Annotated in this window: 17 protein-coding genes; 2 read left to right on the top strand and 15 right to left on the bottom strand. The window is 45.8% G+C overall.

What is annotated here, in order from left to right:
• Genes murD through ACO05P_RS09965 form a run of 7 tightly spaced genes read right to left on the bottom strand, consistent with a single transcriptional unit; the run spans position 1 to position 7,724 of the window.
• On the bottom strand, positions 1-1,344 hold the full coding sequence (gene murD / locus ACO05P_RS09995; RefSeq protein WP_421750537.1) for a UDP-N-acetylmuramoyl-L-alanine--D-glutamate ligase: 1,344 nt from the start codon (positions 1,342-1,344) through the stop codon (positions 1-3).
• Complete coding sequence (mraY, locus tag ACO05P_RS09990; RefSeq protein ID WP_421750536.1) at positions 1,344-2,582, bottom strand: phospho-N-acetylmuramoyl-pentapeptide-transferase; 1,239 nt, start codon at positions 2,580-2,582, stop codon at positions 1,344-1,346. The genes murD and mraY overlap by 1 nt, the downstream gene beginning before the upstream one ends.
• Positions 2,582-4,045, bottom strand: a complete 1,464-nt coding sequence (locus ACO05P_RS09985) for a UDP-N-acetylmuramoyl-L-alanyl-D-glutamate--2,6-diaminopimelate ligase (protein ID WP_421750534.1) — start codon at positions 4,043-4,045, stop codon at positions 2,582-2,584. The genes mraY and ACO05P_RS09985 overlap by 1 nt, the downstream gene beginning before the upstream one ends.
• Entirely contained in the window at positions 4,042-6,024 is a 1,983-nt protein-coding gene (locus tag ACO05P_RS09980; protein ID WP_421750533.1) for a penicillin-binding protein, read from the bottom strand. The genes ACO05P_RS09985 and ACO05P_RS09980 overlap by 4 nt, the downstream gene beginning before the upstream one ends.
• Positions 6,025-6,369, bottom strand: a complete 345-nt coding sequence (locus tag ACO05P_RS09975) for an FtsL-like putative cell division protein (RefSeq protein ID WP_421750532.1) — start codon at positions 6,367-6,369, stop codon at positions 6,025-6,027.
• Positions 6,362-7,264, bottom strand: a complete 903-nt coding sequence (gene rsmH, locus ACO05P_RS09970) for a 16S rRNA (cytosine(1402)-N(4))-methyltransferase RsmH (protein WP_421750531.1) — start codon at positions 7,262-7,264, stop codon at positions 6,362-6,364. The genes ACO05P_RS09975 and rsmH overlap by 8 nt, the downstream gene beginning before the upstream one ends.
• Positions 7,251-7,724, bottom strand: coding sequence for a division/cell wall cluster transcriptional repressor MraZ (locus ACO05P_RS09965; protein WP_421750530.1), 474 nt, complete (start codon positions 7,722-7,724; stop codon positions 7,251-7,253). The genes rsmH and ACO05P_RS09965 overlap by 14 nt, the downstream gene beginning before the upstream one ends.
• 360 nt (positions 7,725-8,084) lie before the next feature.
• Between ACO05P_RS09965 and ACO05P_RS09960 the strand changes: the two genes are divergently transcribed.
• Positions 8,085-8,720: a hypothetical protein gene (locus tag ACO05P_RS09960; RefSeq protein WP_421750529.1), complete on the top strand. Its 636-nt coding sequence runs from the start codon at positions 8,085-8,087 to the stop codon at positions 8,718-8,720.
• Between the two features lie 197 nt (positions 8,721-8,917).
• On the opposite strand, the gene ACO05P_RS09955 is transcribed toward ACO05P_RS09960, so the two are convergent.
• The 3 genes from ACO05P_RS09955 to ACO05P_RS09945 form a co-directional block, all read right to left on the bottom strand.
• The gene (locus tag ACO05P_RS09955; RefSeq protein ID WP_421750528.1) at positions 8,918-9,361 is read right to left on the bottom strand and encodes a hypothetical protein; all 444 of its coding nucleotides are present in this window, start codon (positions 9,359-9,361) and stop codon (positions 8,918-8,920) included.
• 30 nt (positions 9,362-9,391) lie between these two features.
• The gene (locus ACO05P_RS09950; protein ID WP_421750527.1) at positions 9,392-9,772 is read right to left on the bottom strand and encodes a hypothetical protein; all 381 of its coding nucleotides are present in this window, start codon (positions 9,770-9,772) and stop codon (positions 9,392-9,394) included.
• Between the two features lie 92 nt (positions 9,773-9,864).
• On the bottom strand, positions 9,865-11,415 hold the full coding sequence (locus tag ACO05P_RS09945) for a S41 family peptidase (protein ID WP_421750526.1): 1,551 nt from the start codon (positions 11,413-11,415) through the stop codon (positions 9,865-9,867).
• 73 nt (positions 11,416-11,488) lie between these two features.
• Here ACO05P_RS09945 and ACO05P_RS09940 point away from each other — a divergent pair, with 73 nt between their 5' ends.
• The gene (locus ACO05P_RS09940; RefSeq protein ID WP_421750525.1) at positions 11,489-12,859 is read left to right on the top strand and encodes a hypothetical protein; all 1,371 of its coding nucleotides are present in this window, start codon (positions 11,489-11,491) and stop codon (positions 12,857-12,859) included.
• 3 nt (positions 12,860-12,862) lie between these two features.
• Here the strand turns inward: ACO05P_RS09940 and ACO05P_RS09935 are convergent, their stop codons facing one another.
• Genes ACO05P_RS09935 through ACO05P_RS09915 form a run of 5 tightly spaced genes read right to left on the bottom strand, consistent with a single transcriptional unit; the run spans position 12,863 to position 15,916 of the window.
• Entirely contained in the window at positions 12,863-13,840 is a 978-nt protein-coding gene (locus ACO05P_RS09935; protein ID WP_421750524.1) for an alpha/beta hydrolase family protein, read from the bottom strand.
• A gap of 38 nt (positions 13,841-13,878) precedes the next feature.
• Positions 13,879-14,319 carry a GNAT family N-acetyltransferase gene (locus ACO05P_RS09930; RefSeq protein ID WP_421750523.1) on the bottom strand — a complete coding sequence of 147 codons (441 nt, stop codon included), beginning with the start codon at positions 14,317-14,319 and terminating at the stop codon, positions 13,879-13,881.
• Complete coding sequence (locus ACO05P_RS09925; protein ID WP_421750522.1) at positions 14,319-14,837, bottom strand: M23 family metallopeptidase; 519 nt, start codon at positions 14,835-14,837, stop codon at positions 14,319-14,321. The genes ACO05P_RS09930 and ACO05P_RS09925 overlap by 1 nt, the downstream gene beginning before the upstream one ends.
• On the bottom strand, positions 14,838-15,419 hold the full coding sequence (locus ACO05P_RS09920; RefSeq protein ID WP_421750521.1) for a leucine-rich repeat domain-containing protein: 582 nt from the start codon (positions 15,417-15,419) through the stop codon (positions 14,838-14,840). It lies immediately after the preceding gene.
• Entirely contained in the window at positions 15,419-15,916 is a 498-nt protein-coding gene (locus tag ACO05P_RS09915) for a hypothetical protein (protein ID WP_421750519.1), read from the bottom strand. Before ACO05P_RS09915 ends, ACO05P_RS09920 begins: the two co-directional genes overlap by 1 nt.

Here is a 15,916-nt window from a genome sequence, read left to right as displayed (position 1 = left end):
TTACAATTGACGAACGGCATTTTTAAATTGACGACCACGGTCTTCGTAGTTCTCAAAAAGGTCGAAACTGGCACAGGCAGGGCTCAGTAATACAGCGTCGCCCTTGTCGCCCATTTTATAGGCCATGCGCACCGCTTCGTCCATGTCGGCCGCATCAATTACCATAGGAGCTAAACCTTCGAAGGCAGCGTGTAATTTGCTGTTATCCGTTCCCAAGCAGATTAAAGCTTTCACCTTCTCGCCCACTAATTTGGCCAATTGGCTGTAGTCGTTTCCTTTATCAACTCCACCAGCAATCCAAATGGTGGGTTTTTGCATGCTTTCTAATGCGTACCAGGTAGAGTTTACATTGGTAGCTTTAGAGTCGTTGATGAATTCAATACCGTAAATCTGCAGTACTGATTCGAGGCGGTGCTCAATGCTTTCGAAGGAAGCCAGGCTTTCGCGGATAGCTTCTTTACGAATGTTTAATAAGCGTCCGGCTACACCGGAAGCCATGCTGTTGTAGGTGTTGTGCTTGCCTTGTAAGGCCAGTTCATTAATGTCCATATCTAATTGCTGGTTTATTATGATTTGTAGAATTCCGTCTGAATTGATTTGAGCGCCATTGTCTACGGTTTGCTCCAAAGACAATTGCCATTGCTGAGCGCGGAGGGGGTATTCCTGAAGGTATTTGTTGGTCAGGACATCGTCTGCGCAGTAGATGAAATGGTCTTTTTCATCCTGATTTTCGGTTATTCGCAGCTTGGCCGCAGCGTATTCATCTACCGAATTGTTGTAGCGATCTAAGTGATCGGGAGTAATATTGGTGAGGATGGCGATATGCGGCTTAAAGTGAATGATGTCATCCAGCTGAAAGCTGCTTACTTCCAAGGCATAGTAATCGTGGTCGCCTTCGGCTAAGGATCCGGCGAAGCTGGTACCGATATTTCCTACTAAGGCCACATTCTCTCCAGCGGTTTCCAGAAGGTGATGAACCATGCTGGTTACTGTGGTTTTACCATTGGTGCCGGTAATGGCAATGATGGTTCCCTGGCAATGGCGCGCGGCAAATTCGATTTCGGAGATTAGCTCGATTTGGGCAGTGCGGATCTTCTGAATTAAGGGGGCCTTTTCGGGAATTCCGGGTGACTTAATAATGAGGTCGGCTCCCAGGATGCGATCCTCAGAATGCTGACCTTCCTCAAAGTCAATTTTAGACTCTATTAGGGCCTGGCGATTTTCAGCCGAAAGGCTAGAGCGATCACTTAAGAGCACGCTATGCCCGAGCTTTTGCGCCAGTTTGGCTGCTCCCAAGCCGCTTTCACCACCGCCTAAAACTACTATGTTTAAGTTGCGGTTCACTAGCGAAGTTTGAGAGTTACAAAGGATAGTACTGCCAGGAAAATGCCCACAATCCAAAAGCGGGTTACGATCTTACTTTCGTGGAATCCTTTCTTTTGGTAATGATGGTGCAGGGGAGACATCAGGAAGATGCGACGACCTTCACCGTATTTCTTTTTGGTACGCTTGAAATAGCTTACCTGAATAATTACCGAGAGGTTCTCTACCAGGAAGATTCCGCAGATAATGGGGATTAAAAGTTCTTTGCGAATGGCGATAGCGAATACCGCGATAATACCTCCCAGGGTTAAGCTGCCGGTGTCGCCCATAAATACTTGAGCGGGGTGGGTATTATACCAAAGGAATCCGATGCAGGCTCCCACAAAGGCGGCGATAAAGATTACCAGCTCACCCGTATTGGGGATGTACATAATATTGAGGTAGTCCGCGAAAATGATACTACCCGATACATAGGCGAAGATGCCCAAGGCAATGCCAATAATGGCGGAAGTACCCGTGGCCAGACCATCAATTCCATCAGTAAGGTTAGCGCCATTGGAAACTGCGGTAATGATGAAGATTACTATCGGAATGAAAAGGAACCAGCCATAATCCTTGGTCCAGTCACCCATCCAGGAAATTAAGCTGCTGTAATCGAATTCATTGTTCTTTACAAAGGGGATGGTGGTTTTTAGTGATTTTTCAGCTTCACCATAAACCGGTAAACTTTGTACCCTCTGACCTTCGGCGGTCTCGTAAACTTGAGCAGTGGCCTCACGATTTTTGATGGTTACACCGTCATTAAAGTAGAGCATGCCGCCTACAATAATGCCCAGGCCAACCTGACCTACTACCTTGAATTTTCCGGGTAAACCTTTTTTGTTTTTACGGAATACTTTGATATAGTCATCCAGGAATCCCACGGCGCCCATCCAAACTGTGGTGATGAGTAGCATGAGGATGTAAATGTTTTCGAGCTTGGCAAAAAGCAAGGTCGGAACGAGGATTCCCAATAATATGATCAAGCCACCCATGGTTGGGGTGCCGGCTTTTTCGCTCTGTCCTTCCAGTCCTAAATCGCGAATGCTTTCGCCTACCTGCTTGCGTTGTAAGAGTCCAATCAGGCTTTTGCCGAAAAGCAAACAAATGATTAGGGAGCTGATTAATGCGGCAGCCGCGCGGAAGGTAATGTATTGGAATACACCGGCTCCGGGCAGGTCATAAGCTTGGTTGAGGTATTCGAAGAGGTAGTACAGCATTAGTCCGGATATTTTTGATCTAGGGTTTCACGGGCAATAGCTAAGTCGTCGAAGGGAAAGCGCTCGCCTTTAATTTCTTGATAGGTCTCATGCCCTTTTCCGGCAATGAGGATGAGGTCTTTACTTTGACCTAATTGTATGGCGGTCCGAATCGCTTGCTTGCGATCGGTGATTTTTAAAACTTTATGACTGAGGTGCATTTCGATGCCCTTTTCCATTTCTTCGATAATGGCTTCGGGGTCTTCGAAACGAGGGTTGTCGGAAGTGAGAATTACCTGATCCGACATTTCGCTGGCGATACGTGCCATTAAAGGGCGTTTGGCGGCATCACGATTTCCGCCGCAACCTACTACAGTAATTACCTTCTCATTATTACTGCGGATGCTGGCAATGGTTTTTAAAACATTTTCCAGGGCGTCAGGCGTATGTGCATAATCCACAATGGTGGTGAGCTCTTGCTTTTGCAGATATTGGAAACGACCGGCAACCGATTTCAGGCTACTAATAGCGGTGGCCACCTGTAAGGGATCTTTCTCCAGGCAAAGGGCTACACTGTAAATAGCTAATAGGTTGTAGGCATTGAAATCGCCAATAAGCTTAGTCCATACTTCTTGCTGACCTAAGCGCAGAAGCATGCCATTAAGCTGATGTTCTAAAATGCGGCCCTTGTAATCAGCATCATTTTTTAAGGCATAGCGATACACCTTGGCTTTGCTATGCAGGGTCATAGTTTCGCCATGGCGGTCATCGGCATTGGTGAGCATAAAGGCCTGCTTGGGCAGATCATCAAAAAGCTTCTTCTTGGCCTTGATATAGTTCTCGAAATTACCGTGATAATCGAGGTGATCGTGACTGATATTGGTGAATACCGCACCAGCAAAATGGAGTCCGGCGGTACGATTTTGTACGATGCCGTGACTACTGGCTTCCATAAAGCAGTACTTACAACCGGCCTTTACCATTTGGTCGAGGTAGCGGTTAATCTGTACCGGATCCGGAGTGGTGTGGGTAGCGGGAAATTCTTCTTTACCTACACACACCTTTACGGTTGATAGTAATCCGGATTTGGAGCCTAAGAGGCTAAATAAATTATAGAGTAGGGTGGCGGTGGTGGTTTTGCCATTGGTACCGGTAATGCCTACTAATTGTAATTTTTCGGAGGGTTGATCGTAGAAGTTGGCGGCAATCAGAGCCAGGGCTAGGCTGCTGTCTTTTACACCGATGAAGCAAATATTCTCTTTGGGTTCTTCAGGAATTTCTTCAGCTACAATGGCGGCGGCTCCCAGTTCAATGGCTTTGTCGATAAACTGATGGCCATCTACTTGAGTTCCTCTTACTGCGACAAAAAGGGCGCCTTTGCTCACCTCGCGAGAGTCGAAGCAAACTTTGCTTACCGCTACCTGGGTGCTGCCCGAGCGCTCGGTAAGTGGAACTCCATAAAGCAGGTCTTTTAGTAGTTTCATTGCAGTTTTAATTCTATCAGTTGATCTTTGGTGAGGAGGCTTCCTGCGGGAGGATATTGCCAATACACCTTACCCAGGCCACGTACATTTACCTTGAAGCCGGCGTTTTCGAGTCGACTTAAAAGCTCCATGCCATTCAGGCCGCTTAAGTCAGGGATTTCCTTGCCTTCTTTGGGTTCAAAGGCCAATGCTTCGGCTTGTCTTTCTGCTGGTTTCTGGTCGAGAAGGGCGAGTAAGGGTCTTTCATTGGCCTCAACTTCCAGAGGGGTGTTTTGGAAAATTCGTTCGGCGATTTCACGGAAAACCGGAAAAGCTACATTGGAGCCGTAATAGTCGTATTTCGGTTTATTTACCACTACAATACAGGAGTACTGTGGGTCTTCGGCGGGGAAGTATCCTGCGAAAGAAGCTTGATATTCTTTGGTGCCCTCTTTCCAGTAATTCAATTGGCAGGTGCCGGTTTTTCCAGCCATAGTACAAACCGAGTAAGCTCCGGCGCGAGCGGTGCCATCTTCCACCACCCCTTGCAATAGGGCTTGGAGTTTCTGTAGAGTTTCGGGAGAGCAAATGGCAGGATTTAAAACCTCGGTTTCCATTTGTTCTACTTCGCGACCATGTTCTTGTACGCTGGCTAAAAAGCGAGGGCGCACCATAATACCGTCATTCGCCACGGCATTGTAGAGGCTGAGGATTTGTAATGGGGTAAAGCTTACCTGATAGCCAAAGGAAATCCAGGGCAGGGAAATGCCACTCCAGTCTGCGTCGCTGGGCTTGGGGATACGGGGCTTGCCTTCTCCTTTAATGGGTAGGCCTAGTTCGCGATCCAGACCAATGCTGTACAGGCGATCGATAAATCGCTGAGGTTGATTTTCGTAATGGTCGATTACGGTTTTGGCGATGCCCACATTGCTCGATTTCTCAAAGGCCACTTTAAGGGTGGTTTTGCCATATCCCTTACCATTACTGTCTTTGATTTTACTGTCGAGGTATTCGTAAACCCCATTTTCGGTATCCACCGGAGAGCTGGTGTCGGCGTAGCCATCTTCGAATAGCGCTAAAACAGAGGCTAGTTTAAAGGTGGAGCCAGGTTCGGTGCTCTCCCAAACGGCATAATTTCGTTTCTCAAAATAGGTGCCCATATCGGTGCGACCCAGATTGGCAATCGCTTTAATAGCACCAGTTTTTACTTCCATCACTACCGCGCATCCGTGGTCAGCCTCTTGTTTTTCGAGCATGTTCAGGAGGGCATGGTGCGCGATATCCTGCATACGGGTGTCGATAGTGCTTACCAGGTCGTAGCCATTGATAGGCTCAATTTCATTGAGGTCATTAAGTGGTTTCCAGTTGCCATTGCCAATTTTCTGCTTCAGGCGTTTGCCGTCTTTGCCACGCAGGTAGCTGGCATAGGCGCCTTCCAAGCCGGTGGCAACATTTTTACGCTCTCGACCAATAGTGCGTTCCGCGATTTTGCCCAGGGGCATTTTGCGATGGTTTTCCTGCTCAATTACCAGGCCTCCGCGGTAGGTGCCTTCCTCGAAAATGGGGTAGCTACTAATAAGCTTGAGTTCGGTATAGCTAAGTTTGTCGGCTAAAGCCAGGTAGCGATTGCCCTTTTGGCGGGCGCTTACCAAATAGGATCGCCAGCCTGCGGAGCTGCGTTGTCCTGGAAAATTTGCTAAGGCAAGGGAAAGGGAGTCGATTTTATCGAAGAAGAGCTCTTCTTTAACAGTTACCGGATCGAAGTGTAAATCATAAACCGGCATGGAGGTAGCAAGGAGCTTGCCGTCAGCACTGTAAATATTGCCGCGTTCTGCCTGGATGTCCATCTCACGGATCACCTCATTTTCGGCTTTTTGGCGCAGAGCAGGACCTTCGATAAACTGAATGCTAATCAGCTTACCGAAAATAGCGAGGGTCAGGAGCCCCAGTGGAATGAATACCACAAATGCCCTGCTTAATATGGATTTTTGCTCTTGCAACTATTCGTCCTCCTGCTTTTTGATAATTAGGGGCGGCAACTCGCTTTTACGCAGCGGGAGCCCAGCCTCTTCTACGCGCGCCAGTACTTTGGTTTCCATGCTCTCGCTCATCAGGCGGGAGCGGGTATCGATAAACTGGGAGTGTAGTTCTTTCATGTCGGTGCGCAGTCGGGCAATGCGATGCACCTTGCGCTCGGCACTATGGCTGCTGGCGGTCATGATTAGAGCCAGCACACAGAGGAATAGAATGAAGGGCCACTGCTGCAGCACCTTGGGGTTTACCAAGAAGCGGCCAGTTAGCAAAGTGCTCAGGCGATTGCCAGTATTTTGCTTGGGCTCAGTCATTCTTAATGAGTAGTTCGGCGGCACGCAGCTTAGCACTGCGGGCTCTGGGGTTTTCGTTTATTTCGTTCGCCTCGGGGGCGATGGGTTTGCGGGTTACAGGTTCGAGAGGGCGAATCAGATTTCCGTAAAAATCCTTTTCAGGTTGACCTTCAAAATTTCCGGTGCGGAAGAAATTCTTCACCAAGCGATCTTCAAGGCTATGGTAGCTGATGCATACCAATCGACCTCTGGGACTCAACACTTCCGGGGCTTGTTGGAGCATTTCTTCAATCACCAAAAGCTCTTCGTTTACCTCAATGCGGATGGCTTGAAATACCTGGGCTAAAAACTGTCCTCTTTTATTGCGAGGCGCAAAGCCTTCGGCAACACGCACTAAGTCGAAAGTGGTTTCGAGGGGGCGGGCTTGCAGAATGGCCCTGCTTAATGCACCGGCCGATCGAATCTCGCCATAGCGGAAAAAGAGATCTCGTAATTGCTTCTCTCCGTATTGATTAAGGACCTCTTTGGCGCTAAATGCCCGATCGGGATTCATGCGCATATCCAAAGGGGCTTCGTAGCGTAGGCTAAAGCCGCGGCTGCCTTCATCAATTTGGTGGGAGGAAATGCCGAAGTCCCCTAAAATGCCATCTACCTTGCGGGCGCCATGCATGCGCAGCATTTTCTTGAGATGACGAAAATTGGATTCGATTAGGGTGAAGCGGGGATCATTGGGAACATTGTTTTTGGCATCGGGATCCTGGTCGAAGGCGAATAATTTGCCATTAGGACCAAGGCGATTCAAAATTTCCTGGCTGTGTCCACCGCCGCCAAAAGTGAGGTCGGCATAGACGCCATCCTCGCGGATCGACATCAGATCAACACTCTCATGTAAAAGAACGGGTTTATGATAATCCATCTGCCTCCTCATTAAGGCCGCCCATTACGTCTTCAGCCAATTGACCAAAGTCGATCTCAGGATCATTGATAGTGGCTTCGTAGGCGGCCTTATCCCAAATTTCGATAGTGCCCACCGAGGCGGAAAGCACGATATCGCTTTTCAGATTACTGAAGGCGATGAGGTCATTGGGAACATTAATACGGCCGCTGCCATCCACTTCAACCAGCTTAACACCGGCGGTAAAGCGGCGGATGAAATCATTATTCTTTTTCACGAAGCGGTTCAGGCGATTCACCTTAGCCATGGTGCCTTCCCATTCTTGCATGGGGTAGAGCTCGAGGCAGGGCTGAAAAACGCTGCGCTTTAAAACAAAGCCCTGATCGAGTAGGGGTAAAAGCTGCTTCTTAAGGCCACTGGGGATTCCCACGCGACCTTTCGCATCCATTTTACACTCATGTACTCCTATCAGATTCAGCATTTTAGCTTTTCTCCACTTCTTGATTCAAAAATAGAAACTTTGCCCCACAATTTCCCACTAAGTGCCAATATGTGGATAAGTTTCCCCACTTGAAACGAAAAACACTTTAGGTGAATTGTGTTAAATGCCTGTAAAATAAGGATTAATGCTCTGTTTTTGGTGGTGGGGGAAAGTGGGGTGAGTTTTGGGTGTCTAATTTTTGTTAGTAAAGCAAAGAGCGGGTATATGCGAATGGTCATTTGCTATTGTGGCGGGCGATGGGTTAAAGGGCTTTAAAAATCAAGGCATTATCCAGGCCTTTCTGTTTTAGATGTAAGAGATAGTCTTAAATTGATGACCACTAAACATTACTCCTAAGGCATGTTCAAGCGCTATCTGAAATCTATCCTCAAATACATTCTGGAATTACTGATTGTAGCCTTCGGGGTTTTCCTGGGTTTTTACCTTAGTGAGAAGAGTAATCAGGAGAAGGTTGATGCCAATACTCGCAATGCTTTGGAGCAAATTATTGCCGAGATGAAGGCCAATGCAAGAATCTTGGAATCGGCAATTGCCTATCATGAGCAATTAGCCCTGGAACTAGACAGCGCCTTGCAAGGTTTGGGGGAGCAAGACTTTAGATTGCCCTATTATGGTAATCCCAAAATCAATCATAATAAACTGCCATCCTGGAATGGAGTGGGTACGGTGCGCTTATCTGAAACCATTTATGAAAGTGCCAAGATTAGTGGGGTCTTTCAGGAATTGAATATCTCCACCATTCAGTTGATATCCAGTATATACGAGTTTCATGATGTGTATACAGAATTCACCAAATCTACCGTCGATCAGCTATTGGCCTTGGATTCGGAATCTAAAACCGGCGATGTGCTCGAGCTCTTAGGTAGGCTTTGTAAATACGATATCGTTTCTATCGAGAGGGGATTATTGGGGGATATCCAGAAGCAGGTAGTGGAATTGGAGGGCAGGCTTAAGAATAATAGTTATGCCAAGTAGGTGGCGAGATAGACTTGGAGTGAGCTAATTCTGCTTTTAGATGTCTAGCCAAATCTTCTCGCCTTGCTCTTTTTGGGGATAGTTTTTAGGTTGCAGTGGTACGGGTTTTTCAGACTAACTATCTTGATTTTTACTAAAGCCAGAATAAAAAAAAGCCCCGGTTTTCCGGGGCTTAAATTTAGAAATACATTTCGCTCTTAATGATCACTTTCCATACTGTATATAGTGCAGGAGTCTAGTTCCAAATCAAATTGCATGGAACAGGATTCCACTTGTAGCCAAAAGTGTTCCTCATAATCGCAGTACTCCCCAAATCCATCGCTTGAGTAAAAGTCAGCACCTGAACTGTAATCCGCAGGATTTGCGGCAATCGCATTAACCGGTTTAAATCGCAATTCCAGGGGCTGCTTTCGATCTACATTTTCAAGCAGCAAACGATATTCTCCAGATGGATCTACTTGGCTTTCCTTGAGTAAGCTTCGGTTTTGCCATATTTCCAATTCTCCGGATAAGGCCAGGTTTAGTTCCTTTGAGGAGATTTTACCCTGCAATTCAAATTGTTGACAGTTTCCTTGCTGAGGTTGCAAATTGGAACAAGCACTCAAAATGAAGAGTAGGCTAAGTATTTTTTGAGAATACATATCTATTGACTTTAGATAGCGGTTAAATCGCTATTTCTGCAAAGTTTTAAAAATCCAAATTGCTACTGCCACTTCCACTAAGCTCAGAGGAATAGCATAAATCAAAATTCCCAGTGGTAATACCAACATATTTCCGGTAACCAGCCACATCAATGCAAAGCCCATGAGCCAGGCCCAAAGCAGGCATTCCCTGAAGCTGAATTTTCGGCTAAGCGCCGATATCGCAAGGGCGAAGAGAAAGCCCCAAATGCCCCATATTGCTCCATTGATAGGCTCGGCAGGGAATTCCAGGCCCAAACTTTGATAATGGGCCTGCCATTCGGATTTTAAGAGGAATTCATTGCGAAAAAACTCACTGAGATTGATCCAGATACCAGCCAGTAGTACGGGCAAAATTTTGTCTTTAAACATGGGTCGGTCATTTCCTTAAATGTAGGTTTTTAAGGAACTTAATTAGCGCTTTGACCGCGGGTTTAGAACTTAGTCGAGTATTGAATTTCCAGCTAATGGATCATCGAGTCTCCTACTTCCGCTTTCCAGATCTCGGCTAGTGAAGATTGGGGATGAAGCCTTGTCCATTGTTCCAGGTTTGCGTAGTCTGAATTTATGCCTCTTGCGACTTTTTGGGGATCAATGCTCAGGTTGTATTTGGCCGTGCTGAAGTGAACTGTTACTCCGGTCCAGGGTAATTGGGCGACCATCACCATGCCTCCCTGGCCTCCTCGGGCACAAGCATTTTCGGGACCGATAAAAAGGGCATTGCTGTATTCCCTCGCTAAAGAGGAGAAGATGCCCGCAGCTGAGCGGGTCCATTCATCGATCAGGATAATCACCTGACCTTGAAAGCTATTGCTCTCTGCAGGCTGAACTTCGAGGGAAGGGTAATTGGTCCAGGTCCAAAGGCTGTCTGAGCCCAGCGTAAATTGCATGGTATCATTTAGGCCCTGATCCGATAGGATTAATTCCTGAAAACTAAAATTCCCCAGTTTTTTGAATCGCACATCATCAATATAGCTGTGAGGTTCATTTAGCAGATAGGATAGGAGTTTTTTGCCATTGGCAGTCCAGCCGCCGGTATTCCCGCGGAGATCGATGATTAAAGTGTCCAGGCCTTCCATCGCGATGGCTGCAAATATGGAGTCGGTAAAGTGATTAAAGTTTTGCCCCATCGCTTCAATACCTTCATTTCTAAACCAACCAATGCGATAATAAGCCATATTTTTAGAGGGCCAACTTTGGAATTCCAAAAATTTGGAAGGCTTGGAACTTATGGGTTCTCGGGCTTTTTGAATGGAATCAATCTCTCCTTTAGCAAGGGCATTAAGATACAGTTCCTGCAAGCCCTTGGGATGACGAACTTGGATTTCAAAGTGCTCCGGGTTTTCAATGAAATTGGAATAGGCGTTCCGAAAGTACTTTTCAATTTCTTGTCGCGCTTCCGGGGCAGATTGTCCATCCTTATACATGTGCTGGCTAAGCAAATGGTTAATTTCACTAGGACTGCGGCCATTGATTTTGATAATCTCCATGCCCTTTGCCAGAATGGGATTTTCCGAGAAATTCTCCTGAATGAAGTATTGATTTCCTTCTATTTTTAAATCTAAGGGTAAGAGCTTTAGGCTGCTATCTCGATAGGGGAAATAGCTGTTTCGATGCGACCAGCCACTGTGTCCGCAGGCCATAAAATTGAAGGTTTTGGCAAGACTGCGGATAAATTCCAAATAATATGCGGAATCCGACAAGGCGCAAATTTGAGCATCAAAAAAGCTGTCCATGGCAGACTGGCTGCGATAGCGATACAAATTTGGATTAGCCTCTTTCAGCATTAAGCTTAAAATCTGATAATCGCTTTGTAAATATTCTGGGGCAATTTTCTTATCAAAATCTAAGTCGAGGAGGGCTCCCTGATTTGCTTGGTATCGCTCAATACTGCTGTCAGGAGGAAAGCTCCGATCGGTGCATTCCATTTCTTCTGGAGCTAAGTCGTTTTGGCAGGACCATAGACTTAGGCTTAGTAAAAGGAAGCTTAGATTTTTCACTTGTGGAAAATACATAATTCAAAGGGGCCTGGTATTAAATTAGTCTTAAAGACCTTTGAGCCTGAGTCGATTTGCTACATTTAATCACATGAAAATACCCTTCTTATTCTTCATCGGGCTTTATGCTTTTGGACTCTCTGCCCAAGACCTGGCTCCTGAAAGCCCTAATCTTCGCCAGGATCCCCTTTGGTTTAAGTACAATCGTTCTTATGGTTTTTTAAGTACCAGCTTAGATGTGGATGAAAAGGGTAATATCTATACTGGCGGGACTTTTCAAACAACTTTAGATTGCTTGGATACGGTCTACGAAATGCCGCGTCGTCCCTTTCGAGAAACTTTCGCAAATTTTCCATTCGTTCAGAAGTTCAGTGAGAAGGGTGATTTATTGTGGACTGTGCGGGTGTCCGGCCAGGCTCGACTCCATGATTTAAAGGTGGATGCCGAATCTTCGGTTTATATCTGTGGGGAGGTTTGGAGTTCTGATTTGGTATTTATGTCGACTAATGGGCAATTAGATAGCATTAAGATCGACCCAAAATTATATCGCGGTTTGTACCTGGCTAAGCTAGACTCGAATGGGGTTTTTCAACAGGCTACTTTTTATGGAAAGCTGCCCCATAGCAATGCTTCGGCTATGGCTTTGACAGAAGAAGGGGAAGTGGTGTTGGCCGGCAATTATATGTACCGCGAGCAAAATGAAATTATTCGTAATTGGTTGCTGATGAAGTACGATGCGAATTTTCAGCAGAAATGGTTACGAGCGGGAGATTCAGCAGGACGCTCTAATTTAATAACGATTGCATTGGATGGTTGGGGGCATATTTATGCCGGAGGGTCTTATGCCGAACATTTGAAGATTGAAGAAAAGGAATATAATCTTCGCCATGAAACCCATAAAGCTTTTGTTGCAAAATGGAATGAAGAGGGTGAACTCAAGTGGTTAAACGGAGCCATTACCGATACTGCAGATCAACATGGGCAAACGGTTGTCAATGAATTGCGGGTCGATTGGTGGCATCGGATCTATTTTGCGGGGAGTATATTTTCGCGACTTGCAGTAGGTAAACTTCAAAGGGATGGAGATTTAGCCTGGTACCATCGCAGTGCAGGTCGCTCCAGCTATCCATTTGGGATGGAATGGAAAGACCAAAAAAATCTATTGCTCTATGGGCATGGCTATGGTGGCACTTTTAGTAGTCGGAAAGGCGCAACTGAAATAAGTTATCAGGTTAAAGGGAGCACAGATTTTTTTGTGATCGAAGAAAGCAAGCGCGGAGAGCTCAAACGAGCTTTAGTGGGTGGGGCAGAAGGTACGGACTATGCCACCGCTTTATTTTGGCGCAAGGGCAAGCTCTACCTACTCGGCCATGATTTAGGTGGACCTGATGTAGTCTTCCAAACCCAAAGCATCGAGTCGAATCGTCCGGTAATGTGGTTAGCTTGCTGGGATTGGGAATAATTCCTAACGACCGTGATACTTCATATTGGGTAAGGCTTCTCCATTCTTGAGAAAGCGATCGAACCAGGCAATTACCTCGGCACTTACTTCTTCCCGGAATTCCGAAATTCCATGATCTCCACCTTCGTAGATCATTAATCGGTAGGGTACTCTTTCCTGGTCAAGTAAAAGGGCTAGTCTTAGGCTTTGATCGGCTTTCACCCGCCAATCGGCATTGCCGTGTAGCATTAGTAGGGGTACGTCTTTTGGGAATTTCTCTGGCCAGTAAACAGCCGATCTTTTTTGCAATTCAGCCTCTTTATTTGCTTCGTAATTGGGGACTAATTCCGCGATTACACCCTTTTCCATTTCTGGACGATCTTCAATATTGGCGGGCATATCGGCCAAGGCTCCGCCTACAACCGCAGCTTTAACCTTCATGCCTTCGCTCAAGGCGCGATAGGTCATCATGCCGCCTCGACTCCAACCAAAAAGACCTATGGCAGAAGTGTCGGCCTCGGGAATTTCCTGTAGCACTTGAGGGAGGATTAAAACGTCATTTACATCGGCTCCGCCAAATTCTTCTTGTCCTTCGCCACCGGCATTACCGCGATATTGACTGGCAATAACCACATAACCTTGGCTAGCCATTTGCCCCAATAAAGTGGCGCCATGAGCGATTTTTAAACTGCCGCTATTGCGATTTCCGCCCCGATTGAAGATGATACAGGGGTATTTGCCATCCGCTTTTGGCTTTACCAGCAGCCCATTAACTTTAAGGCCATCGCTGAGGTAGCTGATGCTATAGATTTCAATGGAGTCTAAATACCGGTATTCCTTTTTCCATTGGGTTTGGCCATCGATCGTTTCGCTGAGGCGTGAATAGATGGGGGTTTTGGAAAGGTCTTCAATGAGTCGTGATTCCAGTAAAATATTTTGTCCTCGGAGGGAGATTGAATTCAGAGCTAGAAAACAAATGAAAGAGCGAAGAAATAAGGTCATGCGGAAATGATGATTTAGAGGCGAAATTAAGCCAAAATTTAGGGGAGCTTTTTAAACATCTTCAAATGCGGAATATGATCTTCATCAAAATAGTTACCTTCCGCTTGAAAGCCTTGTTGCATGTAGAAATTAACGGCAGTATCCCGAGCATGACAATACACCCTGTTGCCTCCGCGATTGAGAATCCAGCTTTCGCAATAGCGCATTAAGGCAGTGCCTAGTCCCTGACTTTGACGATCGGCGCGAATAGCCACCCTTTGCATCTTGTAGTGTTTTCCTTCCTGAACCAGGGCAGCGGTGCCAGATAAGAGATCCGCTTCGTATAATCCAAAATGGAAGTGCTTTTTTTCTTCTTCCAGTTCTTCCGGGCTAAAGGGCAAGGCGGGAGGCTGACGTAATATCTCTTCCCGCAAGTGAATGAGATCTTTCCATTCGGACTCCTCCGCTTTTAGCTCTCGAATTGAAATGGACTTAGGCATTAAGGCTTGCTACTTAAATAATCGATAGGATTAAGGTAGAACATTTTTCGCCAGCCTTGAGGAGCATCGTCAATTCGCCAGGGATATGGTGTTAGAGTGAAGATGCTGTAATGTAAATGCGGAGCTTTGCCGGCGGCATTGCCAGTGCTTCCAACCGTGCCTATCTTTTTTCCGCCTGAGATAAAAGCACCAAGCTTCTCGTCAATATCGGCTAAATGGGCGTAGTAGTGCAGGCGCCATTTGGGTCCTAAAATTAAAATGACTTTACCTCCCATGCGGATTTCACCCGAATACAATACCAGACCACTAGTGGCGCCTTGCAATTCGGTGCCTTCCTTGGCAAAGATGTCTACTCCTTTATGGGTTACTGATTTGCCCCAGGGATAATACCAGAAAGATTCTGAATTATAATCCGCTGGGCTGGCTCCCTTCACGGGCATTTTTAGGTTCTGAGGAATAAGCATGCCTAGTAACCAAAATGTAAAGAGGCCTAAGAGAATTTTGTAGCGCTTTTTCATTTAATATTCAAATCGAATGTCGCATTTTGGCAGCAATCTGCGGATGCGCTTTCTTTCTTCCTGACTAATAGGGTTTTCAATCAAGTTTAATCTCTTGAGCTTTTTTAAGTTACGGATGCTGCTGGGTAAACTCGTGATATTATTTCGAAACAAATCAAGGTGTTCCAAATTTTGAAGTTCACCAATCTCACTGGGAAGAGAATCTAATTGATTGCATCCAAGATTCAGATTTTTTAATCTCTGAAGGTGCCTTCTTTCAGGAGGAAGACTGCGAATTTTACTTTTTGTAAGACTTAGGCTTTCTAATTTCGTGAAGTTCTTGATCTCTGGAGAGATTGTGTCAATTGAAGGGGAGTCGATTCCAATTTCAACCAATTGAATTAGCTTGTAGAACTTTGGAGGGAGTTTAGATACATTGATACATGTCTGAGAAAAACTTCTTAGTGTGTCTACGTAGGCCGTGTCGTATCGACCCCAGAAATCATAATGGAGTATTTCTTCTCTAGTTTGAGCCTGCAGCGCGCAAAGAGGAAGACTACTTATGCAGAAGCTAATTAAATATCTGCTTGAAGCTTTTAGCATTAAAAAATCTTCTTCGGTTTTAATTCCGATAGAGCCATGATGTTTTCACAAAGGGCTATAAAGTTTTCTAAACCCCTTTCATCGCTATGGGATTTTGGACTCCAGAAGGAGTATTTGAAGGATTGGGTACTATTGCCAAATTCGATGGACCAAGTATCACCATCAAAGCCGAAGGTAGCGGCTAAATCCAAGTTGAGGTTTTCAAGAAGCGCTACCTGTTTAAGGATTTCCCCAAAACCCGCACTGTCAACATAGAAGGCACTGTCAATTATCGCAGGCTTAAGGCCTTCCTCATAGGGGTCAGAATCAGGGCTATTTAAGTAATAAAATTTCGAATAATGAATCCCAATATCTCCAGGTTTATTGGGTGATATTTTAATACTGCTGTAATTGTTCGGACCTCGCATGGAGTGACTGTACTTAAAAGTTATGAAGTCTATCTCCTCAATTTCACATTGACTCCAGGCGGTCTGGCATAGAATTGCCAAGAAAATCAT

It is taken from the genome of Croceimicrobium sp. (assembly GCF_965228705.1).
Lineage (GTDB): Bacteria > Bacteroidota > Bacteroidia > Flavobacteriales > Schleiferiaceae > Croceimicrobium.
The sequence above is the reverse complement of the archived record's forward strand: the minus strand, read 5'-3'. Positions and strand labels throughout refer to the sequence as shown.